31 protein-coding genes and 4 tRNA genes are annotated in these 25,444 nt (G+C 74.2%); 12 read left to right on the top strand and 23 right to left on the bottom strand.

Annotated features, from left to right (window positions below):
• Positions 1-4 precede the first annotated feature (4 nt).
• Both J4E96_RS01155 and J4E96_RS01150 read right to left on the bottom strand, forming a co-directional pair.
• Positions 5-556, bottom strand: a complete 552-nt coding sequence (locus J4E96_RS01155) for a signal peptidase I (protein ID WP_227423983.1) — start codon at positions 554-556, stop codon at positions 5-7.
• Positions 556-1,230 (bottom strand): TasA family protein, encoded by a 675-nt coding sequence (locus J4E96_RS01150; protein ID WP_227423982.1) that lies wholly within the window; start codon positions 1,228-1,230, stop codon positions 556-558. The genes J4E96_RS01155 and J4E96_RS01150 overlap by 1 nt, the downstream gene beginning before the upstream one ends.
• 264 nt (positions 1,231-1,494) lie before the next feature.
• On the opposite strand from J4E96_RS01150, the gene J4E96_RS01145 reads away from it, so the two are divergent.
• Positions 1,495-2,100 carry a mycothiol transferase gene (locus J4E96_RS01145; protein ID WP_227423981.1) on the top strand — a complete coding sequence of 202 codons (606 nt, stop codon included), beginning with the start codon at positions 1,495-1,497 and terminating at the stop codon, positions 2,098-2,100.
• Positions 2,101-2,313: 213 nt separating this feature from the next.
• On the opposite strand, the gene J4E96_RS01140 is transcribed toward J4E96_RS01145, so the two are convergent.
• Complete coding sequence (locus J4E96_RS01140; protein WP_227425857.1) at positions 2,314-2,694, bottom strand: hypothetical protein; 381 nt, start codon at positions 2,692-2,694, stop codon at positions 2,314-2,316.
• On the opposite strand from J4E96_RS01140, the gene J4E96_RS20350 reads away from it, so the two are divergent.
• The 3 genes from J4E96_RS20350 to J4E96_RS01125 all read left to right on the top strand — a co-directional run bounded on the left by J4E96_RS20350 (position 2,621) and on the right by J4E96_RS01125 (position 3,345).
• The gene (locus J4E96_RS20350; protein WP_227425617.1) at positions 2,621-2,845 is read left to right on the top strand and encodes a hypothetical protein; all 225 of its coding nucleotides are present in this window, start codon (positions 2,621-2,623) and stop codon (positions 2,843-2,845) included. The two genes, J4E96_RS01140 and J4E96_RS20350, sit on opposite strands and share 74 nt — an antisense overlap.
• Entirely contained in the window at positions 2,818-3,060 is a 243-nt protein-coding gene (locus J4E96_RS01130; RefSeq protein ID WP_227423980.1) for a hypothetical protein, read from the top strand. Before J4E96_RS20350 ends, J4E96_RS01130 begins: the two co-directional genes overlap by 28 nt.
• 212 nt (positions 3,061-3,272) lie before the next feature.
• Positions 3,273-3,345 (top strand) — tRNA-Lys (locus J4E96_RS01125).
• A gap of 106 nt (positions 3,346-3,451) precedes the next feature.
• Here J4E96_RS01125 and J4E96_RS01120 read toward each other — a convergent pair.
• Both J4E96_RS01120 and J4E96_RS01115 read right to left on the bottom strand, forming a co-directional pair.
• Positions 3,452-3,733, bottom strand: coding sequence for an iron-sulfur cluster assembly accessory protein (locus J4E96_RS01120; RefSeq protein ID WP_227423979.1), 282 nt, complete (start codon positions 3,731-3,733; stop codon positions 3,452-3,454).
• 153 nt (positions 3,734-3,886) lie between these two features.
• Entirely contained in the window at positions 3,887-5,422 is a 1,536-nt protein-coding gene (locus J4E96_RS01115; protein WP_227423978.1) for a mechanosensitive ion channel family protein, read from the bottom strand.
• Positions 5,423-5,624: 202 nt separating this feature from the next.
• Here J4E96_RS01115 and J4E96_RS01110 point away from each other — a divergent pair, with 202 nt between their 5' ends.
• Complete coding sequence (locus J4E96_RS01110) at positions 5,625-5,897, top strand: GlsB/YeaQ/YmgE family stress response membrane protein (protein ID WP_227423977.1); 273 nt, start codon at positions 5,625-5,627, stop codon at positions 5,895-5,897.
• A 105-nt stretch (positions 5,898-6,002) separates the two neighbouring features.
• Here J4E96_RS01110 and J4E96_RS01105 read toward each other — a convergent pair whose 3' ends face one another.
• Genes J4E96_RS01105 through J4E96_RS01080 form a run of 6 tightly spaced genes read right to left on the bottom strand, consistent with a single transcriptional unit; the run spans position 6,003 to position 11,370 of the window.
• Positions 6,003-6,911, bottom strand: a complete 909-nt coding sequence (locus J4E96_RS01105; protein ID WP_227423976.1) for a prenyltransferase — start codon at positions 6,909-6,911, stop codon at positions 6,003-6,005.
• The gene (locus J4E96_RS01100) at positions 6,908-7,234 is read right to left on the bottom strand and encodes a lycopene cyclase domain-containing protein (RefSeq protein WP_227423975.1); all 327 of its coding nucleotides are present in this window, start codon (positions 7,232-7,234) and stop codon (positions 6,908-6,910) included. Before J4E96_RS01100 ends, J4E96_RS01105 begins: the two co-directional genes overlap by 4 nt.
• Positions 7,231-7,581, bottom strand: coding sequence for a lycopene cyclase domain-containing protein (locus tag J4E96_RS01095; RefSeq protein ID WP_406620182.1), 351 nt, complete (start codon positions 7,579-7,581; stop codon positions 7,231-7,233). The genes J4E96_RS01100 and J4E96_RS01095 overlap by 4 nt, the downstream gene beginning before the upstream one ends.
• The gene (gene crtI / locus J4E96_RS01090; RefSeq protein ID WP_227425615.1) at positions 7,578-9,305 is read right to left on the bottom strand and encodes a phytoene desaturase family protein; all 1,728 of its coding nucleotides are present in this window, start codon (positions 9,303-9,305) and stop codon (positions 7,578-7,580) included. Before crtI ends, J4E96_RS01095 begins: the two co-directional genes overlap by 4 nt.
• A 5-nt stretch (positions 9,306-9,310) precedes the next feature.
• Positions 9,311-10,168, bottom strand: a complete 858-nt coding sequence (locus J4E96_RS01085; RefSeq protein ID WP_227423974.1) for a phytoene/squalene synthase family protein — start codon at positions 10,166-10,168, stop codon at positions 9,311-9,313.
• Positions 10,168-11,370 (bottom strand): polyprenyl synthetase family protein, encoded by a 1,203-nt coding sequence (locus J4E96_RS01080; protein WP_227423973.1) that lies wholly within the window; start codon positions 11,368-11,370, stop codon positions 10,168-10,170. Before J4E96_RS01080 ends, J4E96_RS01085 begins: the two co-directional genes overlap by 1 nt.
• Before the next feature lie 88 nt (positions 11,371-11,458).
• Between J4E96_RS01080 and galE the strand changes: the two genes are divergently transcribed.
• Positions 11,459-12,427: a UDP-glucose 4-epimerase GalE gene (gene galE / locus J4E96_RS01075; protein ID WP_227423972.1), complete on the top strand. Its 969-nt coding sequence runs from the start codon at positions 11,459-11,461 to the stop codon at positions 12,425-12,427.
• Between the two features lie 191 nt (positions 12,428-12,618).
• Here galE and J4E96_RS01070 read toward each other — a convergent pair whose 3' ends face one another.
• Together J4E96_RS01070 and J4E96_RS01065 are read right to left on the bottom strand one after the other, a co-directional pair.
• A complete protein-coding gene (locus J4E96_RS01070) occupies positions 12,619-13,551 on the bottom strand; it encodes an LLM class flavin-dependent oxidoreductase (protein WP_227423971.1) in 933 nt (310 codons plus the stop codon).
• A 14-nt stretch (positions 13,552-13,565) separates the two neighbouring features.
• A complete protein-coding gene (locus tag J4E96_RS01065; RefSeq protein ID WP_227425614.1) occupies positions 13,566-13,910 on the bottom strand; it encodes a metallopeptidase family protein in 345 nt (114 codons plus the stop codon).
• A gap of 122 nt (positions 13,911-14,032) precedes the next feature.
• On the opposite strand from J4E96_RS01065, the gene J4E96_RS01060 reads away from it, so the two are divergent.
• The 5 genes from J4E96_RS01060 to J4E96_RS01040 all read left to right on the top strand — a co-directional run bounded on the left by J4E96_RS01060 (position 14,033) and on the right by J4E96_RS01040 (position 15,197).
• A tRNA-Glu gene (locus J4E96_RS01060) sits at positions 14,033-14,105 on the top strand.
• Between the two features lie 77 nt (positions 14,106-14,182).
• Positions 14,183-14,256 (top strand) — tRNA-Asp (locus tag J4E96_RS01055).
• Positions 14,257-14,299: 43 nt separating this feature from the next.
• Positions 14,300-14,375: transfer RNA gene (locus J4E96_RS01050), tRNA-Phe, on the top strand.
• Between the two features lie 139 nt (positions 14,376-14,514).
• A complete protein-coding gene (locus J4E96_RS01045; protein WP_227423970.1) occupies positions 14,515-14,934 on the top strand; it encodes a phage holin family protein in 420 nt (139 codons plus the stop codon).
• Positions 14,931-15,197: a DUF3618 domain-containing protein gene (locus tag J4E96_RS01040; RefSeq protein ID WP_227423969.1), complete on the top strand. Its 267-nt coding sequence runs from the start codon at positions 14,931-14,933 to the stop codon at positions 15,195-15,197. Before J4E96_RS01045 ends, J4E96_RS01040 begins: the two co-directional genes overlap by 4 nt.
• Here J4E96_RS01040 and J4E96_RS01035 read toward each other — a convergent pair.
• From J4E96_RS01035 to J4E96_RS01020, 4 genes are all read right to left on the bottom strand, one after another.
• Positions 15,178-16,101 (bottom strand): DMT family transporter, encoded by a 924-nt coding sequence (locus tag J4E96_RS01035; RefSeq protein ID WP_227423968.1) that lies wholly within the window; start codon positions 16,099-16,101, stop codon positions 15,178-15,180. The genes J4E96_RS01040 and J4E96_RS01035 overlap by 20 nt on opposite strands.
• Complete coding sequence (locus tag J4E96_RS01030; protein ID WP_227423967.1) at positions 16,098-16,835, bottom strand: methylated-DNA--[protein]-cysteine S-methyltransferase; 738 nt, start codon at positions 16,833-16,835, stop codon at positions 16,098-16,100. The genes J4E96_RS01035 and J4E96_RS01030 overlap by 4 nt, the downstream gene beginning before the upstream one ends.
• Before the next feature lie 122 nt (positions 16,836-16,957).
• Positions 16,958-18,490, bottom strand: a complete 1,533-nt coding sequence (locus J4E96_RS01025) for a DNA-3-methyladenine glycosylase 2 family protein (protein ID WP_227423966.1) — start codon at positions 18,488-18,490, stop codon at positions 16,958-16,960.
• A gap of 102 nt (positions 18,491-18,592) precedes the next feature.
• On the bottom strand, positions 18,593-18,799 hold the full coding sequence (locus tag J4E96_RS01020) for a BldC family transcriptional regulator (RefSeq protein WP_227423965.1): 207 nt from the start codon (positions 18,797-18,799) through the stop codon (positions 18,593-18,595).
• A gap of 557 nt (positions 18,800-19,356) precedes the next feature.
• Here J4E96_RS01020 and J4E96_RS01015 point away from each other — a divergent pair.
• Entirely contained in the window at positions 19,357-19,560 is a 204-nt protein-coding gene (locus tag J4E96_RS01015) for a DUF3073 domain-containing protein (RefSeq protein ID WP_227423964.1), read from the top strand.
• Positions 19,561-19,617: 57 nt separating this feature from the next.
• Here J4E96_RS01015 and purM read toward each other — a convergent pair whose 3' ends face one another.
• The 6 genes from purM to J4E96_RS00985 form a co-directional block, all read right to left on the bottom strand.
• The gene (gene purM, locus J4E96_RS01010; protein WP_227423963.1) at positions 19,618-20,763 is read right to left on the bottom strand and encodes a phosphoribosylformylglycinamidine cyclo-ligase; all 1,146 of its coding nucleotides are present in this window, start codon (positions 20,761-20,763) and stop codon (positions 19,618-19,620) included.
• Positions 20,760-22,307, bottom strand: coding sequence for an amidophosphoribosyltransferase (gene purF / locus J4E96_RS01005; RefSeq protein ID WP_227423962.1), 1,548 nt, complete (start codon positions 22,305-22,307; stop codon positions 20,760-20,762). Before purF ends, purM begins: the two co-directional genes overlap by 4 nt.
• A 67-nt stretch (positions 22,308-22,374) precedes the next feature.
• The gene (locus J4E96_RS01000; protein ID WP_227423961.1) at positions 22,375-22,797 is read right to left on the bottom strand and encodes a hypothetical protein; all 423 of its coding nucleotides are present in this window, start codon (positions 22,795-22,797) and stop codon (positions 22,375-22,377) included.
• A gap of 11 nt (positions 22,798-22,808) precedes the next feature.
• A complete protein-coding gene (locus tag J4E96_RS00995; RefSeq protein WP_227423960.1) occupies positions 22,809-23,186 on the bottom strand; it encodes a sterol carrier family protein in 378 nt (125 codons plus the stop codon).
• A 426-nt stretch (positions 23,187-23,612) separates the two neighbouring features.
• Positions 23,613-24,641, bottom strand: a complete 1,029-nt coding sequence (rsgA, locus tag J4E96_RS00990; RefSeq protein WP_227423959.1) for a ribosome small subunit-dependent GTPase A — start codon at positions 24,639-24,641, stop codon at positions 23,613-23,615.
• A 62-nt stretch (positions 24,642-24,703) separates the two neighbouring features.
• Entirely contained in the window at positions 24,704-25,441 is a 738-nt protein-coding gene (locus J4E96_RS00985; RefSeq protein WP_227423958.1) for a copper homeostasis protein CutC, read from the bottom strand.
• Positions 25,442-25,444: the final 3 nt, after the last annotated feature.

Raw genomic sequence — 25,444 nt, 5'->3', positions numbered from 1 at the left:
CCGCTCAGGCGCGAGCGTGCACCGGCCGCGGCGCGCGCTCGGCGCCGGGCGCTGGCTCGCCGCCCGGGAAGAACAGGGTCCAGAGCAAGGTCAACGACACGAGCCCGGACACCAGGGTCAGCGCGCCGGTCGGCTGCTTGAAGAAGACGAGGATGTAACCGCCGTTCGGGACCGCGGCGACGACGCTGCCGACGACCCGATCCAGTGGGAGGGTCCACGCGTCGGGGCTCGGGTTGGCGTCGCCCCGGGTGGTCAGCCCGCCGGCCGAGGTGGCGAACACGCGATGCGTGACGAGGCCGTCCCCGATCCGGAACGTGATCACGGATCCGGTGGTCGGGACCTCCTGCGCGAGGGGGGCGACGACGACGAGTGTCCCCGTCGGGTACGCCGGCGCCATCGAGCCGGTCCGCACCGCGTAGAGCCGGTAGCCCTGGGTCCAGGCGACGACCCCACCGGCCACGGCGACCAGCGTGAGCAGGACGAGCAGCGCCATCGCCGCCCGCCCGAGCGCCGAGCGGCGGGGCGCGGCTCCGAGCCCCGCCGCTCGGTCGGTCATCAGAAGTTCAGCGCGTCCGGCCGGACGCCCGCCTGCGTCGCGACGATCGTGAACGGGACGTCCGCGAACGGCGTGTTCTGGGTCGTCACCTTGCCGGTCAGCCCGAACGTCACGTTGGCCGTGGCGCCCTGGCCGGAGGTCAGGCCCGAGGCGAGCTTGATCGCGGCCGGGACCCCGCAGTAGGGCGGGTTGTTCGTGGGGCTCGTCGCCTGGGTCGCGCTGCCGCCGTGGCCGTCGGCGTCGATGTAGCAGCCGTTGGGACCGGTGACGAGGTTGTACGACTGGAACAGCGCGGGCCCACTGTTGACGGACACCGCGAAGTGCCCGTACCGGCCGAGCCCGCCGGCGGGGTACGCGGCCGCGCCGTTGGCACCGGAGAACGCGCCGTACGCGGCGGTCGTCGTGTCGAAGACGAGCCAGACGTCCGACTTGCCGCTCGCATCGACGTTGAAGTCGATGTTCGCGGTCTTGTCCGTGCCGGGCACGAGGTCGGTGAGCGAGAGGTGGGTGTTGCTGACGTTGAGGATGAGGTGACCGGAGCTGGCGCTGAGGTTGCCGGCCTCGCTGTCGGTGAAGTACGCGCCGGTACCGCCGACGGCGGCCGCGACGAGGGCGACCGTCACGCCCGCCGTACCAATGAATCCGGACATGCGAAAGGCAGTGCTCTTCTTCATGAGGAAATCCCTTGCTAGAACCGCGACCGAGCGTCGGTCTCGCCTCTGGCTCGATTCCCGGCAAATGGCGACCGTTGGTGCGCCAGGGATGTCAATGCCTCGCTCATCGCCCGAATGATCGAGCGATGAACGTGAATCTAGGGACCTGTTCACAGCCTGTGCAGAGCCGAACGGGTGATTGATGAACATGTGTCCAGATTTCGCCCGGACAAACCCCTCAGGTCTGGGGCGGCGCCCGACGCCGGGCGACCGTACGGTCGAGGCATGACGACTGCCGACAGCCCCTGGGAACCGCCGCTCGCCGGCACGGAGGTCGAGCACCTCGTGGCCATGCTGGACCGGCTGCGCACGACCTTCCGTTGGAAGGCCGACGACCTCTCCGCCGCGGGCCTCGCCCAGCGCGTCGGCGCCTCGTCCCTCACCCTCGGCGGGCTGCTCAAGCACCTCGCCGCGATCGAGGACCTGACCTTCACCTACAAGCTGGCGGGCGAGCACCCCGGGCCGATGTGGCGGCCGCAGGACTGGGCCGACAACCACACCGAGCTCCTCTCGGCCGCGCAGAACTCGCCGGCGGAGCTGTACGCGATCTGGGATGACGCCGTGGCCCGCTCGCGCGCTCGACTCGAGGCCGCACTGGCCCGCGGCGGGCTCGACCAGCTCGCGGACCTCAGCGACGACGCCGGCGTCCATCCCTCGTTGCGCCGCCTGCTGTGCGACCTCGTGGAGGAGTACGGCCGGCACACGGGCCACGCCGACCTGCTCCGGGAGGCCGTCGACGGCCGCGTCGGGGAGGACCCGCCGGCCGGGTGGCTGCCGCGCGTCGGCTCCGGGCTGACCTGGATCCGCCGTCATGAGCTAACAGCCGACTAGCGGTTTACCTGATACCGGGACGAAAGTACCTAGTAATGCCGCGCCGAGGTGTCTGACCACTGGTAGACAACGCGCTACTTCGCTCCATTCGCGCCGTTCACCACAATGAGGTGGTCATGAGACGACACGTGCTCACGGGTGCTTTCCTCGCGATTTTCGCAACCGGTCTTGTTCCGACGTCGGACGCCTCGGGTTCGGGGTGCAGGGCTTGCATTAACGAGCGCCGCGCTCGGGGGCGCGCTCGGCCTCGTCCCGGACCGGTCGCCGGCCCAGCGGGCGGGCGGGTTCGCCCTCGGGTTCGTCGCGGCCTGGTTCGCCTCCCTCCTGCGCGCCGCGGTGCTGCCCGACGCCGCGAGCGGCCGCGCCGTCGCCGTCTTCGCCGTCCTCCAGCGGCGTCGTCACGAAGGTCCGGGCCGGCGACGGGCACGACGGCGACTCCCAGGCGAGCGCGACGCTGCGCGGCGGGGTGCACTCGCTCCAGGGCGCCGTCGACCAGATCGCGGCGGGCGGGCAGACGCTCGTGAGCGGGCTGGCCGCGCTCGGCGACGGGGCGGGCACCCTCTCGGCCGGCGCCGGGTCGCTGGCCGCGGGCACGGGCCAGCTCGCGGCCGGCGCGGACCGGCTGGGCTGCGCCAGGCATCGGACGCGGCGCCGGCGCTCGTCGACGGCGCGCAGCGCCTGTCGACCGAGGGCACCTCGCAGCTGGTCACCAGCGGAATGTCCACCGCCGCCGACAACGGCCTGAAGTACGCCGTCATCACGGCGGGCGCCGATCGCGCGGCGACCGGGGGGATGGCGGACGGCGCCCCCGCGGGCGCCGCCGGCGCGACCGCATACTCCGTCGAGATCGCGGGCGTCGATAGCGACGGCGCGAGCTCGGTCCGTCGCGGGCTCGCCGCGTTGGCCCTGTTCGCGGGCGGCGCCGCCCTGTCGGGGGTGACGCGGCGGCGGCGGGCCTAGGCGCGCCGATTCGCCCGCGCCGACGAGGGTCTGACGAGCTGGGCACCGACGAACTGGAAGTTGTGGTCGCCGCGAGGTCGATCGCGTGACCACGACTCAGTTCGGCGCGCCGGAGGGCTCGGGCGGGTCGCTCGGGGACGCAGCGGGCCGTCGTCCGGCGGTGCGCGCCCGAGTCCCCGCGTAGGCTGGCGCGAGCGGGAACGCGTTCCCCCGGGCCTCTAGCTCAGTTGGTAGAGCATCGGACTTTTAATCCGTTGGTCGTCGGTTCGAGCCCGACGGGGCCCACCCATCGATCCGCTCCCGGTTCGGCAGCGCCCGCAGACGCAGCGGAGGCCGCCCGCGGCTTTCGCTGCGGGCGGCCTCCGGGCCGAGCCGGACTTGCCAGTAGGCGTCAGGCCTGCGGGACGACCGTGAAGCTCGTGCCGGGCTGCGCCGGGTCGGCGTCGAGCTCGTGGTCCGCGAGCGCGTCGGATGCCGCCGGCTCGAGGAAGACCTTGGTCGTGCCGGACTGGACGACGGCGTCGCCCGGGGCGGGCTCAGCGACGAGTGCGAGGTCGAAGCCGCCGTCCTCGGCGGCGGAGGCGGCGATGCGCAGGCCGCCGCCATCGGGCAGGCCGGCCTCGGTGGTGAGGCCATCAACGGTCGTGCGGGCGTTCTCGGTCAGGGTCAGCATGGATTGCTCCTGGTGGGATTGCCGGCTTGCGGCGCCCCGGCCACGTCCCCGAATTCGGGACCGGCGGGCGCCTTCGGTCCCCACCACCGTCACAAGTTCAGGCCCCAGATGCAAATCATGAGGCCAAAACCCGCCTGCTGAGCGCCCGCAGCGTCAACGGCGCGGCGGTTCCTTTGCCTCGGCTTTAGCCGTCTCGCCGGTCTGCCCGAGCGCCCGCTCGGCGGTCTGCTCGCGCTCGTCGAGCACCTCTCGGCCGGGGCCGCCGAAGGCTTGCGCCCGCTCAAGGGCGTCGATGCTGCCCGTGAACAGGCGGGCGTCGTTGTGGGTCGCGATCCGGACGGTGTCGGCCGACGACGGCGCCCGCATCGCGCTGCGGCGCACGGGGGCATCGGCAAGGTCGGGCGGGGTGACGGGGAACGTCGCGGTCGGGGCCGGCACGTCGGGCGTCGGCACGTCGGGCGTCGGCACGTCGGGCGTTGGCACGTCGGGCGTCGGCGCGACGGGCGTCGGCGCGACGTCGCCGCCGACGACGTCGGCTGGCGGGTTCTCGACGGGCACCGGCGGCGCGGGCAGAGAAGGTGCCGAAGGCGCGGGCAGGGCGGGCCGCACGGCGGGCGGCGTGGCGCGCGGGGCGACGTCGGCCATCCCCTCGATGCGGGTCCGGGGCAGGGCCGCCGGCTGCTCGCGCTGCAGCCAGTCCACCAGGCCCTCGCGCACGTAGCACCGCAGGTCGAACAGCGTCGGCGCGTCGATCGCGCTCGCGAGCGCCCGGACCTGGACGAACCCGCCGGTGGCCTCCGTGACCTGCAGGATGCCGACCCGGTGGTCCCACAGGTCGCCGCTCTCGTCCAGCAGCCGCGTCAGCTCGGCCCGCATCGGGGTCACGGGCACGGACCAGTCGAGGTCGAACTCGACGGTGCCGAGCAGGTTCGCGTCCCGGCGGGTCCAGTTCTGGAAGGGCGTCGTCGTGAAGTGCGTGGACGGCACGATGAGCCGCCGGTCGTCCCACACGTGCACGACGACGTAGGTCATCGTGATCTCCTCGATCCGGCCCCACTCGCCCTCGACGATGACGACGTCGTCGACCCGGATCGCGTCGGTGAACGCGAGCTGGAGCCCGGCGAACACGTTCGCGAGGGAGCTCTGCGCGGCGAGGCCGGCGACGATCGAGATCACGCCGGCGGAGGCGAACAGGCTCGCGCCGGCAGCCTGGGCGCTCGGGAACGTCATCAGCACCCCCGCGATGGCGCAGAACGCGAGGATCACGACGGTCAGCCGGCGCAGCACGGTGATCTGGGTGCGGACCCGACGGGCGTGCCGGTTGTCGGGCACGTCCATCCGGTACCGCGCCAGCGCGGCGTCCTCGACCACGAAGGCGAGCGCGCCGATAAGGAACGCGACCGCGACGATGAGGCCGATGAGCAGCGCGTGCTCGACCGTGACCCGCCACGGCGCCGAGTCCGTCGACAGCCGCAGGGCGATCCAGACCGCCGCGATGATGAGCACCGCGCGCAGCGGCCGCCGGGCCCGCTTGATGAGGTCGAGGGCGAGGTTCGACCGGCGCGCCATCGACCGCACGACGGCGGAGATCAGGCTCGCAAGCACGAAGGCGAGGACGGCGGCCCCGACCACCGCAACGATCGGCCCGGCGACTCCTACGGCTTCGTCCACAACTTCGGTTCGGAGCATCTGCCCAGGCTAGACGCAGCGCGTCGGGGGCGGTTCCAGCCCAGGTCAGGGCCGCAGCACCGCGGCCGCGAGGGCACGCTGCACCCGGTCCTCATACCGCAGATTGCCCCGTCCTGCCCGAGATGCGGACCCGCGGATCCGGCAATAGCGTTTCCGACTCGGAGGTCGAACTCGGCCCTCACACGTCACGGGAGGACCAGACATGAGCGTCAGCGGAATCATCACAGCCATCATCATCGGCGCGATCATCGGCGCACTTGGCCGTCTCTTCGCCCCGGGCAAGCAGAACATCTCGATCCTGCTGACGATCGTCGTCGGCATCGTCGCGGCGCTCCTGGGCACCGCGCTCGCCAACGCGGTCGCGTCGTCGGACACCGGCGGGATCGACTGGATCGAACTGCTCTTCCAGGTCGTGCTCGCCGTCGTCGGCGTGACCCTGGCCGCTCGCCTGACCAGCGGCCGCAGCCGCGCCTGAGCTGAGCCCCACGCACGACCGCCGCCCGCCGACGCATCAGCGTCGGCGGGCGGCGTCGTGCACAGGACGATCGCGCGTAGCGCGTAGGACGATCGCGCGCGCGGCTCAGGCCGTCCGGGCGACGGCGATGAGCACCATCGTGACGGCGAAACCGGTCACGAGATTGAGCCAGAGGAACCGGCGCCAGCCCCGGTTGGCGCGTTCGCAGTCCGCGTCCCGCACGGACCAGAAGCTCGCCGCGTTGACCGCGTACGGCAGCGGCGCCAGGGCCGTGAGCGAGCCGGGCCACGGCACGACGAGCAGCACCGCCGCGGCCGCGAGGTAGCCGACGGTCGCCGCGACGACGGTCGCGTGGGCGCCCACCGCCGTCGCGACCGACGCGATCCCGCCGGCCCGGTCGGCCCGCACGTCCTGCACCGCGCCGAAGGCGTGCGAGGCCATCCCCCACAGGAAGAACGCGACGAGCACCGGCCACACGCTCGGCGCGGTCAGGTCCGCGCCGACGAGCACGAGCGCGTACAGCAGCGGGCCGACGAAGTGCATCGCCGACGTCGCGGAGTCCAGCCCCGGGCGCTCCTTGAAGCGCAGCCCCGGCGCCGAGTACGCGACGACGAGGAAGACGACGAGCGCGAGGACCGCGCCCGCGGCCGCGTCGCCGAGCGCGAGCAGCCAGCCGAGCAGCGGCAGGTTCGTCGCAGCGCACGCCCACAGGATGCGCCGGTGCTCCGAGCGCGCCGTGGCCGGGTCGGCGAGCGCGCCCTCGATCCCGCCCTTGCGCGGGTTGAGCAGGTCGGAGGCGTAGTCGAAGACGTCGTTGATCCCGTACATCAGCAGGTTGTACGGGCCGAGGAAGTAGACCGTCCCGACCACGAGCGCGACGTCGACCCGGCCCCCCGTGGCGAGCAGGTAGCCCGCCGCGAACGGGTAGGCGGTGTTGACCCAGGAGAACGGCCGCGACGCCGCGACGATCGAGCGCAGGGCCGCGGCGCGGGTGGTCGACGCGCGGCCGCTCACGTCGGCCCGCTCCCGCCGGGCTCACCCGGGGCCCGTCGCTCCCGGGCCCCGAAGAGCGTCCAGAGCGCGGGCATCGCGATCGCGGCGGCGAGCGGGTAGGCGAAGTCCTCGAGGGGAGCTCCCGCGACGTACACCCCGAGGATGCGGTCGGGGTCGTAGACGTAGAGCCCGACCCCGATCATCACCGTGTCGAACACCGCCGTCATCGCGACCAGCACCACGGCGGCCCCCACGATCGGGCCGGCGCGCAGCCCCCGCAGGTGCCGCCCCAGCCCGAGGATCAGCGCCGCGAGCACGGCCAGGTTGAGCAGCGCGTTCGTCATCGATCCGCCCTCCGCGGCGCGCGAGCCGACCGCGCCGACCGACCGCGCCGGTCCAGGGCGAGCCACACGAGCAGCGTCGTGTAACAGAGCAGGGCGAGGAAGAACGGCTCCTCGACCGGCAGCTCGGGCGCGAGCAGCAGCCCGGTCATGTGCGGACTGTCGCCGCGGGCGAAGATGCCGAGGGCGAGCCCCGCGCCGTCCCAGGCGAGGAATCCGACGACGCCGGTCAGCACGCACGCGGCCGCCCGGCGCCCGTGCGCCCAGAACGCGAGCCGGAACCGGTGGTCGAGCAGCGCGAGCCCGCCGAGCGACACCGCGAGGGCGCCCAGGTACGCGAAGCGGATCACCGGCGGGCGGCCCGGGTCGCCGCGCCGGGCCACAACCCCCGCGCCCGCGCGGCGGCGAGGAAGCCGGGGCGCAGCGGCGCCGGCAGCGGGCTCGCGGAGGTCTCCCCGAGCAGCCGCTTCGCGACGAGCTCGGCGCTGATCAGGCACATCGGCAGGCCGACGCCGGGGATCGTGCCGCCGCCGACGTACAGCAGGTTCGGCACGCGGGGCGAGACGTTCCCGGGCCGGAACATCGCGCTCTGGCGCAGCGTGTGCTCCATGCCGAGGGCGCCGCCGCGCCAGGCCGAGAAGTCGTTGGCGAAGTCGGCGGGCCCGACGACGCGGCGGGTCACCACGCGCTCCCGCAGGCCCGGGATCCCGGCCCACTGCCCGACCTGGTCGAGGTAGCGGTCGGCGTGCGCCTCGAGCGCGGCGCGCGAGTCGGGGCCCGAGCCGTCGGCCGAGCCGAGCGTGGGGTCGGCGGGGAACGGCACGAGCAGGAACAGGTTCTCGTGGCCGGGAGGCGCGGCGGCCGGATCGGTGGCGGTCGTCCGGGACACGTAGATCGACCCGACCTCCGGCACGTGCAGCGACCCGACCGGGCTCGCGGGCCCGGAACCGAGCAGGTCGTCGAAGTTGCCCGGCCAGTCCCGGGTGAAGAACAGGGAGTGGTGCGCGAGCTCAGGCAGCTCCCCGCGCACGCCAGCCATGACGAGCAGGGCGGAGATGCCGGGCCCGCTGCGGTCCCACGACCGCTCGGGCCGGGCGGAGTGCTCGGGCGCGAGCAGCGCGGTCTCGGTGTGGTGCAGGTCGGCGCCGGAGACGACGACGTCGGCCGCCAGCACCTCGCCGGTCGCCAGCCGCACGCCGCGGGCGAGGCCGGTGCGCCGCGGGCTGCGCGCCGAGCGGGGTGCCGGGTCGACCTCGATCGCGACGACGTCGGCGCCGGTCCTGATCTCGACGCCCTGCGCGCGGGCGAGGCGCTCGATCGCCTCGATGAGCGTGTACATGCCGCCGCGCGGGAAGCGGACGCCGTCGACGAGGTCGAGGTGGCTCATCAGCGAGTAGAGCGCCGGGACGCGGTACGGCGAGGAGCCGAGGAAGACGGCGTGGTACCCGAGCACCTGCCGCAGTCGGGGGTCCTGGACGGTGCGCTCGACGCGCGTCGCGAGGTGCTCCGACAGCAGGCGGGCCAGCGTGGGGGTCCGCCTCAGCACGTCGGCGCTCAGCGCGCGGTCGCTGCGGGCGAAGGTCGTGTACAGGAAGTGGTCGAGGGCGGTGCGGTAGGCCTCGCTGGACTCGGCCGCGTAGGCGCGCATCCGTTCGCCGGCCCCAGGCTCCCACGCGTCGAAGCGGGCCCAGTTCTCCTCGGGGTCGGCCCCGACCTCGAGGGTCTGCGCCGGGCCGCCGGGCGCCGACTCGAAGAAGACCCGGTAGGCGGGGTCGAGGCGCTCGAGGTCGAGGTGGTCCTCGATGCGCTCGCCGAACAGCGCGAAGAAGTGCTCGAACACCTCGGGCATGAAGTACCACGACGGGCCCGTGTCAAACCGGAAGCCGTCGAGCTCGAGCGTCCCGACCCGGCCGCCGACGTGCTCGTGCCGCTCGACGAGCGTCACGCTCGCCCCGCCGCGGGCCAGCAGCGCGGCGGCGGCGAGGCCGGCGATGCCGCCCCCGATGACCACGACGCGGCGCCCGGCAGCGCCCGCGCCGGCGGCGGAGTCGTGCGCGGCCGACGGCTCGGCCACCGCGGTCACGAGCGGCCGATGGACTGGGCGACGACGGCGAGCTTCCGCGGCCCCGAAACGCGCACGCGGCGAGTCAGGAGCTCCGCGGGCGGCGTCGCGGCGAGCTCGGCGGTGAGCCGCTCGTACAGCCCGAGCGTCGAAGCGACCGCCCAGCGGGCCCGGCGCGGCAGGCCCGGCAGCGCCGCCCGGGCGGTCGCGACGTCGGCGGCGATCTCCGCGAGGATCGCGTCGACGGCCGGCTGGTCGAGGGTCTCGGGGGTGACGCCGGGGAAGTAGCTGCGCCCGAGGTCGCCGTAGTCGGCGCCGAGGTCACGCAGGAAGTTGATCTTCTGGAACGCCGCGCCGAGGGCGCGCGCGCCGGCGCGCAGGCGCGCGTCCGGCCGGCGGGCGGGCACCCCCGGGCGCGCCGCGGAGTCGAGGAAGACGGCCAGGCACATCAGCCCGATCACCTCGGCGGAGCCGTAGACGTAGCGCTCGTAGCTGGCTTGGTCGTGCACCCGCACCGTGAGATCCGTCCGCATCGAGGCGAAGAACGGGTCGAGCTCGGCCGCGCCGATTCCGGTCCGCCGCGCGGTGCGCGCGAACGAGTGCACGACGAGGTTCGTCGAGTAGCCGGACTCCAGCGCGCGCGCCGTCTGCTCCTCGAGCTCGTCGAGCAGCGCGCCGGCGTCGGCGCCGCCACGGGTGTCCACGATCTCGTCGGCGATCCGCACCAACGCGTAGACGGCCTCGATCCCCCGCCGCCCGCGCGCCCCGAGCAGGCGTGTGCCGAGCCCGAACGACGTCGAGTACTCGGCCAGCACCGCGCGGCTCACGCGCGCGGCGGTCTCGTCGTAGAGCGCCAGCCCGGTCAGGCCCGCCATCAGCAGTCCCTGCCCGCGAGCTGGTCGATCAGGTCGCGCAGGTAGGCGGCGAGCGGGGCGGGCAGCTGCCACGCGATCTCCCGGGCCGTGCGCGCCGCGCCGGCCGCGACCGCGCGGGTGCGCTCGAGCGCCCCGCTGCCCACGATGACCGCCCGGACCCGCGCCGCGCCGTCGGCCTCGAGCCCGGGGTCGCCGACGTACCGGTCGAGCACCGCCCGGCCGTCGGCGTCGGCGGCGAGGTAGGCCAGCCGCAGGAGCTCGGTGCGCTTGCCCTCGCGGAGGTCGGACAGGACGGACTTGCCGGTCGCGGCGGGGTCGCCGAACACGCCGAGCTCGTCGTCGATGAGCTGGAACGCCACGCCGAGCGCGACGCCCAGCCGCTCGAGCTGCGCGCGCGTGCGGTCGTCGGCGCCGGCGAGCAGCGCGCCGACCGCGAGCGGGCCCGTGCAGCTGTAGGCCGCAGTCTTGAGCTCGGCGATCAGGAGCGCGTCGATGTTGGTGGGCGCCGCGAGCTGCGCCGCGACGTCGAGCACCTCGCCGCCGATCGTGGTGGTCACGCTGCGCACCAGCAGCTCGATCGCGCCGATCCGCAGCTCGGGGGCGAGCGGCGCGTGGGCGATGAGGTCGAACGCGCCCGTGAGCGCGAGGTCGCCGCCCAGGAGCGCGGCGGCGAGCACCTGGTCCTCGGCGGCCTTGCCCGTCACCCCGGCCGCGGTCAGCTCCGCGCGGCGGGTCCCGGCGAGGTTGGGGCGTCCCCGCCGCGTCTCGTCGTGGTCGAGCACGTCGTCGTGCACGACCATCGCGGTGTGGAGCAGCTCCTGGGCCGCGGCGACCGGGGCCACCCCGGCGACGTCGGACCCGCCGAGCCCGAGGTAGGCCGCGAGCGTCAACCGCGGCCGCAGCAGCTTGCCGCCGCCGACCTGGTCGGCGAGCGCGCTCCAGAGCGCGCCGTAGCCGGGGGCGATCAGCTCGGCGCCCTCGCGCCCGGACCGCAGGTGCGCGTCCAGGGCCTGCGCGACCTGCTCGAGCCCGCGCTCGATCTGCGCCGCGAGCGAGTTCGGGGCCGGGTAGTCGGTCGCGTCGCGGTCGGCGAGCTCCGGCCCCCCGGTGCGGAGCGCGGTGCGCTGGGCGCCGGTCGGGCGGGGCTCGGCAAGCCCCGTGGTGGCCCCGGGCCACGCCGCCGAACGTGCGATCTTGACCATGCCTGCCCCCCGGTCCTTCGTTGATACTCAGCATACTGAGCATTCCACGGATAGCGAGGTGACTCGCGCCGGTCGGTAGGCTCGCGGCATGACGTGGCTGGTAACTGGCGGGGCGGGGTACATCGGGTCGCACGTGGTGCGCGCACTGGTCGAGGTGGGGCTGGAGACCGTGGTCCTGGACGACCTGTCCAGCGGCCACGCGGGCTTCGTCCCCGCGGACGTGCCGCTGGTGCGCGGCTCGATCCTCGACACCGGCCTCGTGCGGCAGGTGCTCGCCGAGCACCAGGTGTCCGGAGTGATCCACGTCGCGGGGTTCAAGTACGCGGGCGTGAGCGTCACCCGGCCGCTGCACACGTACCAGCAGAACGTGACCGGCACGCTGTCCGTGCTCGAGGCCATGGCCACCGAGGGCGTCGACGCCATCGTCTTCTCCTCGAGCGCCGCGGTGTACGGCACGCCCCGCACCGACCTCGTCACCGAGTCCACCCCGACTCAGCCCGAGTCGCCCTACGGCGAGAGCAAGCTCATCGACGAGTGGATGCTGCGCGACCAGGGCCGCGCCGTCGGCCTGCGGCACACGTCGCTGCGCTACTTCAACGTCGTCGGCTCGGGCACGCCCGACCTGCCCGACACCAGCCCGCACAACCTCTTCCCGATGGTCCTGGACGCGCTCACGACGGGCCGCACCCCGCGCATCAACGGCACCGACTACGACACCCCAGACGGGACCTGCGTGCGCGACTACGTGCACGTCGCCGACCTCGCGCTCGCGCACGTCGCGGCCGCGCAGGCGCTCGCGGCGGGCGAGCCGTTGGAGCGCGTCTACAACCTGGGCAGCGGCGACGGCGTGTCCGTGCGGGAGATCATGACCGCGATGGCCGAGGTGACCGGCATCGCGTTCGAGCCGGAGATCGCCGCCCGCCGCCCGGGCGACCCCGACCGCATCGTGACCTCGGGCGAGCTCGCCGCGCGCGACCTCGGCTGGACGATGCGGCACACGCTGCACGAGATGGTCGCGAGCGCCTGGGCAGCCCGCCAGGCCCGCACGGCTGCGTAGCGGCGCGAGTGCGGTCAATCGGTCCCCACCGGCCCGAGTGTGGGCAATCGGTCCCCTTCGATCGCCCCGGACCCGCAAGACGCCCACACTCAAGCGTCTGACAGCCGAACGCCCACACTCGCGGTCGCGAGCGGTGAGCAGTCCGGCCGTCAGGCGTCAGCCGTCAGCCGTCAGCCGTTAGCCGTTAGCCGTTAGCGCGGGGCGGTCGCGCGGAGCTCGGGCAGGCGCGCCGCGACCTCCTCGAGGACGGCCTCGGACCCGGCGTAGATGCCCTCGGCCCGTGGCCAGTGCACGACGACGTCGGTGAAGCCGAGCGCGGCCGCGCGCTCCGCGCCCTCGGCCAGGGTGGCGTAGGACTCGAGCGAGAAGACGGGCGCGCCGTCGATGCTGAGGTACCGGTCGATGGACGCCGGGTCCCGGCCCGCCGCGCGCGCGGCGTCGTCGAACGTCGCGGTCATGGCCGCGAGCCCGTCCCACCAGCGCTCCTGAGCCTGCGCGGGCGACAGGTCGGGCGACTCCTCGCCCGGGAACGAGGGCCCGAACGTCCCCCAGCCCTGCCCGAACCGCGCCGCGAGCGCCATCGCGCGCGGGCCGTTGGCGGCCATGACGAAGGGGACGCGGGGCTGGCGCACGCAGCCCGGGATCATGCGGGCCTCGTGGGCCTCGTAGAACTCCCCGACGCGGGTGGTCACGGGGTGGGTGAGCAGCTCGTCGAGCAGCTCGGCGAATTCGGCGAAGCGCCGCGAGCGCTCGCGCGGCGTCGGCGCGGGGCCGGTGACCTCGGCGTCGAAGCCAGCCCCGCCGGCGCCCAGGCCCAGGAGCAGGCGCCCCTCGCTCACGTCGTCGAGCCCCATGACGTCCTTCGCGAACGGCACGGGGTGGCGGAAGTTCGGGCTCGCGACCCAGGTGCCGAGCCCGATGCGCTCGGTCACCGCGGCGGCGGCCGCGAGCAGTGGAACGGTGGCGAACCACGGCTCGTCGGCGAGCGAACGCCAGGCGAGGTGGTCGTAGGTCCAGGCGTGGTCGAAGCCGTACTCCTCCGCCCGCCGCCACTTCTCCCGGGCCAGGGGCCACCTGTCCTGCGGCAGCAGCACGATCCCGAACCGAAGCCCCTGCGTCCCCATGCGATCGCTCTCCCCTAGTCCCAGCCGAGCTCGTGCAGCCGATCATCGTCGATGCCGAAGTGGTGGGCGATCTCGTGCACCACCGTGACGGCGACCTCCTCGACGACCTCCTCGCGCGAGTCGCACATCGCGAGGGTCGGCCGGCGGAAGATCGTGATCCGGTCGGGCAGGGCGCCGGTCGCCCAGAACTCGCCCCGCTCGGTCAGGGGCACGCCGTCGTACACCCCCAGCAGGTCGGGGTCGTCGGCCGGGGGGTCGTCCTCCACGAGCACCACGACGTTGTCCATCTGGGCCGCGAGCTCCTCGGGGATCTCGTCGAGGGCGTCCCGGACTGCGTCCTCGAACTCGGCCAGCGTCATCTTCACCACGCTCGTATCCTCCCCCGCCCGGGCCCCGGGCAGGCCCGCTTTGGTTCTCCTGCGGTTCTGCCCTATGCTTTCCGAGGTTTCACGGCGCCTCTGACGTCAAGGGCGTCGTCTTCGCCCCCATCGTCTAGCGGCCTAGGACCTCGCCCTTTCACGGCGGTAGCACGGGTTCGAATCCCGTTGGGGGTACGTACACGTTCGAAAGTTCGAGCACGTTCGTTAGTTTGAGGTCTTGCCGGTACCGTGGCAGTCACGGTCCCACTCAAGGCCCCGTAGCGCAGTTGGTTAGCGCGCCGCCCTGTCACGGCGGAGGTCGCGGGTTCGAGTCCCGTCGGGGTCGCAAGGCATGCGCCCGGCCCCACCAGGCCGGGCGCAGTCGGTTTGGCCATGTAGCTCAGTTGGTAGAGCGTCCGACTGAAAATCGGAAGGTCAGCGGTTCGACCCCGCTCGTGGCCACCACTCATTTCAGCCCTGTTCCGCACGTCGGGACGGGGCTGAACTGCTATCTGCGGCACGTTGTGCGGGTGATGCAATCGCGCGAGCGGGCCAGAGCCGACACACTAGGGACGCAAGCACGACACAAGGGGATGTGATCAGCGTGGCAGACGCGCAATGGACGACACCGGGTTCAGGCGAACGACCCTCGATCGGAGAGCTGTTCAGCCGACTGTCGGAACAGTCGTCCCAGCTGGTTCGCGCCGAGATCGAGCTCGCGAAGGCGGAGCTCGCCCAGAAGGCGAAGGCCAGCGCGATCGGCATCGGGCTGTTCGTCGCCGCCGGCCTCCTCGCGTTCTTCGCGTTCGCGGTGCTCATCGCGACGGCGATCCTCGGCCTCGCGGAGGCCGTGCCCGCGTGGCTAGCCGCCCTCATCATCGGGGTCGCGCTGCTCGTGGTGACCGCGATCCTCGCGCTCGTCGGCAAGAAGTCGCTCGATCGGGGCCTGCCGCCCACGCCCGAGCGCACCACCGAGAACGTCAAGCAGGATGTCACCGCGATCAAGGAAGGCCTGCGGTCATGACCAGCCCCACCCCCGAGGCCCTCGAGGCCCAGCTCGCGAAGCAGCGCGCCGAGCTCGCCGCCACGATCGATCAGCTGAGCTTCCGGCTCGACCCGCGCACGAAGGCGAACGAGGCCGTCGCGTTCGGCAAGCAGCTGGTGCACGACGCCGGCACCGATCCCGAGACCACCCCGGAGGATCGGGGCCGCGCGCGCACCTACCTCGGCATCGGCGCGGCGGCGGTCGCCGGGCTCGTCGCCGCGGTCATCGCGCGCCGGCACTGACCTGACCCGACGTCTGCGGGCGGCGGCGCGCCGCGCCCCACTGGGTGAGCGCGACCCCCGCCAGCACGACCGCGCCGCCAACCGGCTCGTACCAGTGCAACCCCTCGTGCAGCACGGCGACGCCGAGCGTGGTCGACACGAGCGGGATGACGTAGGTGACGCTCGCCGTCACCGTCGCCCCCGCGAGCTCGAGCACGCGCCAGTACAGGACGAACGCGAGCCCGGTGCCCCCCAGGCCCAGCGCGAGCAGCGCGAGCGCTGGTACGGGCGCGACGGGCGCCGTCAGCGGCGTCGTCAGGGCGAAGGGCGCGAGCAGCGCCGAGCCGATCGCAAGCTGGACCGCGGGCAGCTGGATCGAGGACAGGCCGGTGCCGGTGAGCCGGCGCCGGCTCCAGGCGGTGCCGAAGCCGTAGCAGACGGTCGCGCCGACGAGCATGAGCCCGCCGACGGCGTCGATCTCGCCGGGCCTCCACACCCCGAGCAGCACCGCGATGCCACCGAACCCGATGGCGAGACCGAGGAGCTGGACCCGGTCGGGTCGCTCCTGCGGCAGCAGCAACCCCACGAACAGCGCCGTGAACAGCGGGGTCGTGGCGTTGACGAGACCCGCGAGCACCGAGCTCACGCGCTGCTCCGCGAGCGCGAAGAGCACGAAGGGCGCGGCGGTCATCACGGTCGCGACGATGACGAGGTCGCCGACCCGGGCCCAGGGGATCCGCAGCCGCTCGCGCCGGACCGCGAGGACGACCGCCAGCAGAACGAAGCCGACCGCGATCCGGCCGAAGGCCACCTGCGTCGGGGCGAACGTGCGCAGCGCCGTCGCGATGAACAGGAAGCTGCACCCCCACAAGACCGCGAGGAGCAGGTACGGGCCGAGCCAGGCCCGGGTGGGTCCGCCGGTCACCGCGCGTGGCTCGGGACGGCGGGCGCGGGCAGGGGCTCGAGCCCGAGGTCGAGCTCGGGCAGCGACCCGCCCGCCGCGACCGTGAGGGCGCCCTCGTGCACGAGCAGGGTTCGCTTCGTCGCGGTCCCGTAGTAGTACCCGCCGAGGTCGCCGCCCGTGCGCAGCACGCGGTGGCATGGGACGAACGGCGCGACCAGGTTCCGGGCGCACGCGCTGCCCGCCGCGCGCACCGCGGCCGGCCGGCCCGCGACGGCCGCGAGCTCGGCGTACGACGCCGTCTGCCCCGCGGGGATCGCGCGCATCGCGGCCCACACCGCCTGGAAGAACGGTCCCCCGTGCTGCTCGACGGGCACCGAGCCCAGCGCCGCCGCGTCGCCGGCCGCGTATCGCCGCACGGCGTCGACGACGCCGGCGATCGCCGGCTCGGCGGCTGGCTGCTCGCCCGTCAGCTCGCGGACGGCGCGGTCGCGTAGCTCGAGGGGCAGCCTGTGCGCCGTGCGCTCGACGGACTCGAACCCGGAGGCCCGCACGACACCGTCCTCGGGCGTGGCGACGACCGCGAGGGGGCCCGCCGGCGTCGGCAGGACGACGGCGAGGAGGAAGGGTGCGGCGGGCGCGGGCGCAGGCGCCGGTGCGCGCGCAGGTGCGGGCGCTGGTGCGGGCGCGGAATGCGTGTGCGGGGCGCTGATGGGCGCGGTGCTGATTGGCGCGGTGCTGATGGGCGCGGTGGGCATCGGGGGCTCCCTGTCGGTGCGGCTGCTCGGACCTGCCGCCGTGCTCTCATCCTCCCCCGCGGCGCGGACGTCGCGCTCGCGGTTTTCGGACAGCGCACGCCCCCCCTCCCCCGGCCGCCGGGTCACGCCGGCACCGGCGCGTCGGCGGCGACGCGGGCGGACCACGCCGTCCACAGGTGCTGCGCCGCGTAGCCGCGCCACGGGCTCCACGCGGCCGCGCGCCGCGTGGCCGCGGCGATGTCCAGCGGGTGGCCGGCGCCGCCCGGGAGATCGGCGAGCGCCTTGCGGAGCACGAGATCGCCCGCGGGGAACACGTCCGGGTCGCCGAGCGCGCGCAGCGCGACGTAGTCGGCCGTCCACGGCCCGATGCCCGGCAGGGCGAGCAGGCCCGCGCGCACCTGCGCGCGGTCTGCCCCGACCGTCAGGGGCAGCCCGCCGGCGACGGCGGCCGCGAGGCGCGCGAGCGTGCCGGCCCGCGCTCCCGTGAGCCCGATGCCGCGCAGCTCGTCCGGCCCCGCGGCCGCGAGCACCGCGGCCTCAGGGAACAGCCGCAGCCCGTCCACCCCGGGCGCCCCGTACGCGGCGACGAGCCGGCCGGCGAGCGTCCGCGCCCCCGCGACCGAGATCTGCTGCCCGAGCACGGCCCGGACCGCGAGCTCGAACGGGTCGGTCGTGCCGGGGATCCGCAGCCCGGGCCGGCGCGCCACGAGCGGGCCGAGCAGCGGGTCCGCGCACAGCGCGCTCCCGACGAGGCCCGGGTCGGCATCCAGGTCGAGCCACCGCCGGATCCGCACGACGACGCCGGCGAGGTCGCCGAGGTCCGCCAGGGCCAGCCGCGCGACGATCTTGCCGCCCGGGTCGAACGCGATCGTGACGCGGGCCGGCCCGCCGGGCGCCGCCAGCAGCCGGGTGACCGTGCGCTCGTCGTCCACCCGCTCCAGCCCGGGGATCGCGCGGCCGACGACGTGCGCGAGCCAGCCCGCGGCGTCGTACGGCGCGACGTACCGCAGCCGGAGCGTCAGCTCGGCGGTGTCGACGGGCGCGCGGTCGGCCGTCCCCCGCCCCGGCCGCGAGCCCGGGGACCGCCGCAACGTCGACGGTGGCGCGCCGAACTCCTCGCGCATCACGTCGTTGAACTGGCGCAGGCTCGCGAAGCCCGCCGCGAACGCGACGTCGATCATCGACAGCGCCGTCTGGTCGATGAGCATGCGGGCGAGCTGAGCGCGCCGGGTGCGGGCGAGCTGAAGCGCGGACGCCCCGACCTCCGCCACCAGGATGCGGTGCAGCTGGCGCGTGCTGACGTGCAGCGAGTCCGCGAGCCCGCCGACGCCCGACCGGTCGATCGCGCCGTCGGCGATCGCGCGCAGCGCGCGGGCGGCGAGGTCCCCTCGGGCGTCCCACTCGCGCGAGCCGGGCAGGGAATCCGGCCGGCAGCGCCGGCAGGCGCGGAAGCCGGCGGCGACGGCGGCGGCCGCCGCCGGGTAGAACCGGCAGTTCTGCGGCAGCGGGGTCCGGGCGGGGCAGGACGGACGGCAGTAGATGCCCGTCGAGAGCACGCCGACGAACAGGCGCCCGTCGAACCGGGGGTCGCGCCCGCTGATGGCGCGGTACGCGGCACCCGGCTCGGGCAGGGTCGACGCGGGGGTTGGGGGCACGCGTCCCATTCTCGACCCCGGGGCGCTGCCGGACTAGCGGATTTCGGACCTGGCGGTCACCGGCGGCCGTGCCGGCTCACCTCGGTCCGGGGCGGGTCGCCGTCAGTCGACGGTGCCCTGCACCGGGATCCCGTTCAACAGGTCCCGCACCTCGACCTCGTGGTAGCGCCGGTGCCCACCCAAGGTGCGGATCGACGAGAGCTTGCCGGACTTCGCCCAGCGCGTCACGGTCTTGGGATCGACGCGAAACAGCGCCGCAACCTCGGAGGGGGTGAGGAGGGTCTCAGATTCGCTCGGCGATGCGGCCATGGTGTCTCCAGGTGGATGCGGTGACGGACACGTGCACTCCGGTGGTTCCGGACTGTGCGGATGTCTCCGAAGGTCACGAAGGCTCACCCGATGCATAAGTGCTACCTACATGTGTACCAAACGCCTGAAGAATCCCATAAGGACCTTTGTCCACTACTTGGGGCAAGTCAGACCGTTTCGGGACCACCCGAATCCACCCAAACGTCTCCTACCGGGCCAAACGCCCGCCCTCTTCGCCCGATCGGCATATACCCGAGCGCTCGACCCGAGCGGAAGGCTGTTCGCTATCAGCAGAATCGTGTCCAGCATGAGAGACGTGAGGCCGATTCGCCGGGTGCGCGCGGCGCGCCGCGCCCCTCGATGTGCCGACGACCGCGGGCTCCGGCCACCCACGCGCGACGCTCCGCGGGGGGCCGTGGGCGCAGGGCACCGGGTTGGGTGGTCGGAATACCTGCGGACCATGTAAAGTTCGGAAGGAACAGACAGACGATCAGCACCCCGGGGCCGCACGTGTAAGCACGGAGCCAGCCCCGCTTCTATGTAAGGGGGTCGATGCCATGGGGCGCGGCCGTCAGAAGGCTAAGCAGACCAAGGTTGCCCGGGAGCTGAAGTACTACAGCCCGGACACCAACTACCGGGCGCTGGAGCAAGAGCTCACATCTCCCGGCGGTACAGATCTAGCCACCCGTAGGCCCGTGGCGGACTCGAACGACGAGCCCGACCCGGACACCTATACGCGGTGGGCCACCGACGAGCGGTAGGCCTGGCCCGGGTCGCCTCGTGCGGCCCGGGCGAGCAACCTGATACGACGGCGCGGGCTACTGAGTCCGATACTTCCCGGTCATCCGCACGGCCCCGCCGTGCACACCCTTGGACCCCCGCACGATATCGGCGCCCCGTGCGCCGTCGTCGAACCCGACGACCCCCAGGACCCACGCCGGCAGCCCCCGCGCCGCGAGCAGCCGGACCGCCGCGTCAGCGCCGTCGGGCCCGGTCACCGCGACCATGCCCACGCCCAGGTTGAGCGTCGCCTCGAGGCTGGCCCACGGCACACTACCGAGGCCGCGGACGAGCTCGAACACCGGCGGGATCGTCCACGACGCCCGGTCGACCGTGGCCGCGAGGCCCACGGGAAGTACCCGCGCGAGGTTGGCCGCAAGACCGCCGCCGGTGATGTGGCTGTACGCGTGCACCTGCGCGCTCGCGTCGCGCGCGACGGCGAGCAGGTCGGCCGAGTACACCCGGGTCGGCTCGAGCAGCTCCTCGCCGAGCGTGCGGCCCAGCTCGGGGACGTCGCGGTCGAGGGCCCAGCCGGCGACCTCGATGACCTTACGCACGAGCGAGTAGCCGTTCGAGTGCAGCCCGGAGGATCCGATGGCCAGCACGACGTCGCCCTCGCGGACCTTGGCCGGCCCGAGCAGGTCGGCGGCCTCGACGACGCCGACCGCCGCGCCCGCGACGTCGTACTCGTCCGGCGCGAGCAGCCCGGGGTGCTCCGCGGTCTCACCGCCGACGAGCGCGACGCCCGCGACCTCGCAGGCGGCCGCGATGCCACGGACGATGTCAGCGATCCGCTCAGGCACGACGTGCCCGCAGGCGATGTAGTCCGTCATGACCAGCGGCGCCGCACCGCACACGACGATGTCGTCGACGACCATGCCGACGAGGTCGAACCCGATCGTGTCGTGCTTGTCGAGCGCCTGGGCGATCGCGACCTTCGTGCCGACGCCGTCCGTCGAGGACGCGAGCAGCGGCCGGTCGTAGGCCTTGAGCGCGCTCACGTCGAAGAGCCCGGCGAAGCCGCCGACCCCGCCGAGGACCTGCGGCCCGTGGGTGCGCGCGACGGCGGCCTTCATGAGCTCGACGGCGCGGTCGCCCGCGTCGGTGTCGACGCCGGCGTCGGCGTAGGTGATGGCGATCTGAGGCTCCTGGGGTCGGGCGTGCGGTGCGGGTGCGGAGGTCACGGCTGCTCGAGCGCCGTCGCGCCACCGGTCGTGCCGACGAGCGTGTGCAGCCCGTCCTCGGGGGCGCCCAGCGGCAGCTCGGACTGCTCGAGCAGGTGCTTGCCGAGCGCGGCCGACGGCGGCAGCTCGATCGGGTACGAGCCGGTGAAGCACGCGGTGCACAGCTGGGACTTCGGCTGCTCCGTCGCGGCGACCATGCCCTCGAGCGAGATGTAGCCGAGCGAGTCGGCGCCGAGCGAGGCGCCGACCTCGGCCGGCGTCAGCCCCGTGGCGATGAGCTCGGCGCGCGAGGCGAAGTCGATCCCGTAGAAGCAGGGCCACTTCACCGGCGGTGACGAGATGCGCACGTGCACCTCGGCGGCGCCCGCCTCGCGCAGCATCCGGATCAGCGCGCGCTGGGTGTTGCCGCGCACGATCGAGTCGTCCACGACGACGATGCGCTGGCCGCGGATGACCTCGCGCAGCGGGTTCAGCTTGAGCCGGATGCCGAGCTGGCGCAGCGTCTGGGACGGCTCGATGAAGGTGCGCCCGACGTACGCGTTCTTGGTCAAGCCCTGCGCGAACCGGATGCCGGACTCGGCGGCGTACCCGACCGCGGCCGGGGTCCCGGACTCCGGGACGGGAATGACGATGTCGGCGTCGACCGGGAACTCGCGCGCGAGCTGGCGGCCCATCTCGACGCGGGCCGAGTGCACGGACCGGCGGGCGATCGAGGTGTCGGGCCGGGCGAGGTAGACGTACTCGAAGACGCAGCCGGCCCGGTCGACGGGCGCGAACCGCGAGCTGCGCAGCCCGTCGGCGTCGATGCAGATGAGCTCGCCCGGTTCGACCTCGCGGACGTAGGACGCGCCGACGATGTCGAGCGCGGCGCTCTCGCTCGCGACGACCCAGCCGCGCTCGAGGCGGCCGAGCACCAGCGGGCGCACGCCCTGCGGGTCGCGGGCGGCGTACAGCGTGCGCTCGTCCATGAAGACGAGGCAGAACGCCCCGCGCAGCCGCGGGAGCACCTCGAGCGCCGTGGCCTCGAGCGTGTGGTCCGGGTCCCCCGTCAGCAGCGCCGTGATGAGTGCGGTGTCGGTCGTGTTGCCCCGCGCGAGCTCGCCGCGCCGCTGCGAGCCGTACCGCTCGGCGACGAGGTCGACGAGCTCGACCGTGTTGGTGAGGTTGCCGTTGTGCCCCAGGGCGATGGTCCCGCCAGCGGTCGCGCCCAGCGTGGGCTGCGCGTTCTCCCACGTGCTCGCGCCCGTGGTCGAGTACCGCGTGTGCCCGATCGCGAGGTGACCGGTGAGGGCGTTCAGTGCGGTCTCGTTGAAGACCTGGGAGACCAGGCCCATGTCCTTGTAGACGAGCAGCTGCTCGCCGTTGGACGTCGCGATGCCGGCCGACTCCTGCCCGCGGTGCTGGAGCGCGTAGAGGCCGAAGTAGGCGAGCTTGGAGACCTCCTCTCCGGGTGCCCAGACTCCGAAGACCCCGCAGGCATCCTGCGGGCCCTTCTCACCTGGTAGCAGTTCGTGGGAAAGAAGTCCGTCTCCGCGGGGGGCCACGAGTCAATGGTTGCACAGGCGCCCGTCCGGCACCGGCAGGCACCGCCCCGCCGGACGCCCGGCGAGCTCAGCCGCGCCGGTCCGCGAGCACCGCGAGCCCCGCGCCGGCGAGCGCCCCGACGCAGGCCAGCGTGAACGCGCAGATGGCGGTCACGGCCGCCGTCGGCTCGTCACCGGCTACGGGGAACAGCACCGCGAGCAGCCAGCCAATGACGGCGCCGAGCAGGACCCCGGCGCGGATGAACGCCGCGTACCGGGGCGCACGGCGCACGGTAGCTGGCTCGGCGATGCGGTCGAGCGTCTCGGCGTCGGGAAGCTCGGTGTCGGGAAGCTCGGCGACCGGGGGCTCGGCGTCGGGAAGCTCGGCGGCTCGGGGCTCGGCGTCGGGGAGCTCGGTGTCGGGAAGCTCGGCGGCTGGGGGCTCGGCGACGGGAAGCTCGGCGTCGGGAAGCGCACGGTCGGGCGTCGGGGTCGGCTCCTGGCTGGTCACGGCATCTGACCCTACCGGCGCCGCGCAGCCTGCAGCGGCAGGAAGGCCGTGAGGTCGGCGCGCTCGCCGGACGCGGAGACCCGACCCTGACCGACGGCGTCGGCCCAGGTCAGGAGCCCGGTAGCGAGCGAGAGCCAGGTGGCCGGATCCGTCTCGACCACGTTCGGCGGCGTGCCGCGGGTGTGCCGCGGGCCGGGCACCGCCTGCACCGCGCCGTCGGGCGGCACGCGCACCTCGACGGCATGCCCGGGGGCGACGTCCGCGAGCTCCTCGAGCGTGAACCGCACTGCGGTCCGGGTCGCCGCGCGGGGCGCGGCGGCGGGGTCGGCGCGCCACACGGCCAGCGCTGCGCGCCCGTCGGCGGGGTCGGTCCGACGGCGGGGAGGCATGCGCCCAGGCTAACGGCGCCGCGGACTCGGGTACGTGTGGGCGGCGGCGGCGGCAGGGTGTCGACGGAACGGGCGGCGGGGCGTCGACGGGACGGGCAGCAGGGCATCGCCGGGGCAGGTGAACCGCACCGACGCGCCGGGTACTCACGTGACTCACGTGACTCACGTGACTCACGTGATGCCTCACGTCTCCCACGGGCACCACCCGTCACTCGCGCGTCGGGCAGGTTCACCCGCGAGCCAAGTTCGCCCCCAATCCCGCACCTTCCGCGCGGAGCAGGTGACGGGTGGGGCTGGTGGGGGTGCTGGGACGTCACTCTGGACCGATTGGGCACCTCACATCACGTGCTCCGCGCGGGGTGGGCCGCACGCCGCGCGGACGACTGCCGGCCGCGGCACTGGCGGGGTCACTGCGGCGAGACGCCGTCAGCGTCCGCGCACCTCGCGGCGGTACTCGGCGGTCTTCTGCTTCCAGCGCGCCTTCTCGAGCGCGGCGAGACGTGCGTCCGACCGGCGGGCCTGCCACGCCGCCTCGCGCGCCAGCCGCCGCCAGCTGTCGAACCTGCGCTCGGGCAGCTCCCCCGACTCGAGCGCCGCCCGCACGGCGCAGCCGGGCTCGCTCTCGTGCGCGCAGTCAGCGAACCGGCACGCCAGCGCGAGCTCGGCGACGTCGGGGAACGTCGCCTCGACCGCCGCTGCGTCGGCGACCACCCCGACCGCGCGCAGCCCCGGCGTGTCGATCAGGAACGCCCCGCAGTCGAGCGCGATGAGCTCACGGTGCGTCGTGGTGTGGCGCCCGCGACCGTCGGCACGCCGGTCCCCGACGCTCATCACCTCGGCCCCAGCGAGCGCGTTGACGAGCGTGGACTTGCCCGCACCCGACGGCCCGACCACAACGAGCGTCACGCCGGGCCGCAGCAGGGCACGCAGGGGCTCGAGGCCGGTGTCGGCGGTCGCGCTGACGACGTGCACGTCCGCCCCGGGCGCGGCCGCCGTCACCTCGGCGGCCACGATCGACGCCCGGGGCACGAGGTCGGCCTTGGTGAGCACGACGACCGGCCGAGCGCCGCACCGCCACGCGAGGGTCAGCAGCCGCTCGATCCGGCCGAGGTCCGGCTCGGGGTCCAGGTGCTCGGCGACCAGGACGACGTCGACGTTCGCCGCGAGCGCCTGCGTCCGCGACGTCGACCCGGCGGAGTCCCGCACGAGCTCGGTCCGCCGCGGCAGCAGCTCCGCAAGGTGCGGGACGCCGTCGGCGCGCGGCCGCGACACCGCCACGTCGCCGACCGTGGGGGCCCACCGCAGCCCCTGCGGACCGGGCACGAGCCCGTCCCGGTCGAGCTCGACCCGCACCGGCAGGCCGCGCGCGCTCGCCGCGTCTGCGGGCACGACGAGCACCGCGCCGCGATCCACGCGCACCACGCGTACCTGCGAGCCGACCGTCAGGCTGTCCATGAGCCGACGCTAGGCCGGCCGCCCGCGCGAACGCCACGGAATTTTCGCCCGCCGGGCCGAGGTCAGCCGCTGGCGGGCGCCGAGCGCGCCGCCTGGACGGCCGCGCGCACGATCGACTCGTCGGTCATGTCGTAGCCGTCCGGCCCGCCGCCGGGGCCGGACGCGCCGGCGCCGGGCGCCGCCCGCCGCGCCGACAGGTGCACCGCGTCGACCCCCGCGCCGAACAGCGCGCCGATGTCCTGGACGCGCACTCCGCCGCCGGCCATCACCTGCACTCGCCCGCCCGTGCTCGCCGCGTGCGCCGCGAGCAGCTCGAGGTTCGCGCGGCCGTCGATCGCGGCCTGCGCCGCCCCGGACGTCAGCACCCGCGTCACCCCGAGCTCGGCGAGCAGGTCGAGCGCGCCGCGCGCGTCCGCGACGACGTCGAGCGCCCGGTGAAACGTCACGCCCGCCCCGCCCGCGGCGTCGACGAGCGCGCGAATCGCCTCGACGTCGACAGCCCAGTCGGGCGTCAAGGCGCCGACGACGACGCCCGCCGCGCCCGCGCGCACCGCTGCCCGGACGTCGCGCACCAGGACGTCGAGCTCGACGCCGTCGTAGCAGAAGCCGCCCGGGCGGCTGCGGACGAGCGGATGGATCGGCAGGCCGGTCGCGACGGCCACCTCGATCAGACCGATCGGCGGGGTCAGTCCGCCCGTCGCGGCGAGCGCGACGCACAGCTCGACGCGATCGGCGCCGGCCGCCTGCGCGATGCGCACGCCCGCGACGTCCTGGACGGCGATCTCGACCACGTTGGTCATGGC

It is taken from the genome of Pengzhenrongella sicca (assembly GCF_017569225.1).
In the GTDB taxonomy this organism is placed as follows: domain Bacteria; phylum Actinomycetota; class Actinomycetes; order Actinomycetales; family Cellulomonadaceae; genus Pengzhenrongella; species Pengzhenrongella sicca.
This window is presented reverse-complemented; position numbering and strand designations above follow the sequence as displayed.

Coding starts and splice junctions, on each gene's coding strand:
- J4E96_RS01145 (WP_227423981.1), top strand. CDS start 1,495: ATGACGACTGCCGACAGCCCCTGGGAACCGCCGCTCGCCGGCACGGAG.
- J4E96_RS01150 (WP_227423982.1), bottom strand. CDS start 1,230: ATGAAGAAGAGCACTGCCTTTCGCATGTCCGGATTCATTGGTACGGCG.
- rsgA (WP_227423959.1), bottom strand. CDS start 24,641: ATGGACAGCCTGACGGTCGGCTCGCAGGTACGCGTGGTGCGCGTGGAT.
- J4E96_RS01040 (WP_227423969.1), top strand. CDS start 14,931: ATGACCAGCCCCACCCCCGAGGCCCTCGAGGCCCAGCTCGCGAAGCAG.
- J4E96_RS01115 (WP_227423978.1), bottom strand. CDS start 5,422: ATGCTCCGAACCGAAGTTGTGGACGAAGCCGTAGGAGTCGCCGGGCCG.
- J4E96_RS01085 (WP_227423974.1), bottom strand. CDS start 10,168: ATGGCGGGCCTGACCGGGCTGGCGCTCTACGACGAGACCGCCGCGCGC.
- J4E96_RS01070 (WP_227423971.1), bottom strand. CDS start 13,551: ATGGGGACGCAGGGGCTTCGGTTCGGGATCGTGCTGCTGCCGCAGGAC.
- J4E96_RS01130 (WP_227423980.1), top strand. CDS start 2,818: ATGTCCACCGCCGCCGACAACGGCCTGAAGTACGCCGTCATCACGGCG.
- J4E96_RS01100 (WP_227423975.1), bottom strand. CDS start 7,234: ATGACGAACGCGCTGCTCAACCTGGCCGTGCTCGCGGCGCTGATCCTC.
- J4E96_RS01065 (WP_227425614.1), bottom strand. CDS start 13,910: ATGACGCTGGCCGAGTTCGAGGACGCAGTCCGGGACGCCCTCGACGAG.
- J4E96_RS01030 (WP_227423967.1), bottom strand. CDS start 16,835: ATGCCCACCGCGCCCATCAGCACCGCGCCAATCAGCACCGCGCCCATC.
- J4E96_RS01155 (WP_227423983.1), bottom strand. CDS start 556: ATGACCGACCGAGCGGCGGGGCTCGGAGCCGCGCCCCGCCGCTCGGCG.
- J4E96_RS01015 (WP_227423964.1), top strand. CDS start 19,357: ATGGGGCGCGGCCGTCAGAAGGCTAAGCAGACCAAGGTTGCCCGGGAG.
- J4E96_RS00995 (WP_227423960.1), bottom strand. CDS start 23,186: ATGCCTCCCCGCCGTCGGACCGACCCCGCCGACGGGCGCGCAGCGCTG.
- J4E96_RS01080 (WP_227423973.1), bottom strand. CDS start 11,370: ATGGTCAAGATCGCACGTTCGGCGGCGTGGCCCGGGGCCACCACGGGG.
- J4E96_RS01110 (WP_227423977.1), top strand. CDS start 5,625: ATGAGCGTCAGCGGAATCATCACAGCCATCATCATCGGCGCGATCATC.
- galE (WP_227423972.1), top strand. CDS start 11,459: ATGACGTGGCTGGTAACTGGCGGGGCGGGGTACATCGGGTCGCACGTG.
- J4E96_RS01020 (WP_227423965.1), bottom strand. CDS start 18,799: ATGGCCGCATCGCCGAGCGAATCTGAGACCCTCCTCACCCCCTCCGAG.
- J4E96_RS00985 (WP_227423958.1), bottom strand. CDS start 25,441: ATGACCAACGTGGTCGAGATCGCCGTCCAGGACGTCGCGGGCGTGCGC.
- J4E96_RS01120 (WP_227423979.1), bottom strand. CDS start 3,733: ATGCTGACCCTGACCGAGAACGCCCGCACGACCGTTGATGGCCTCACC.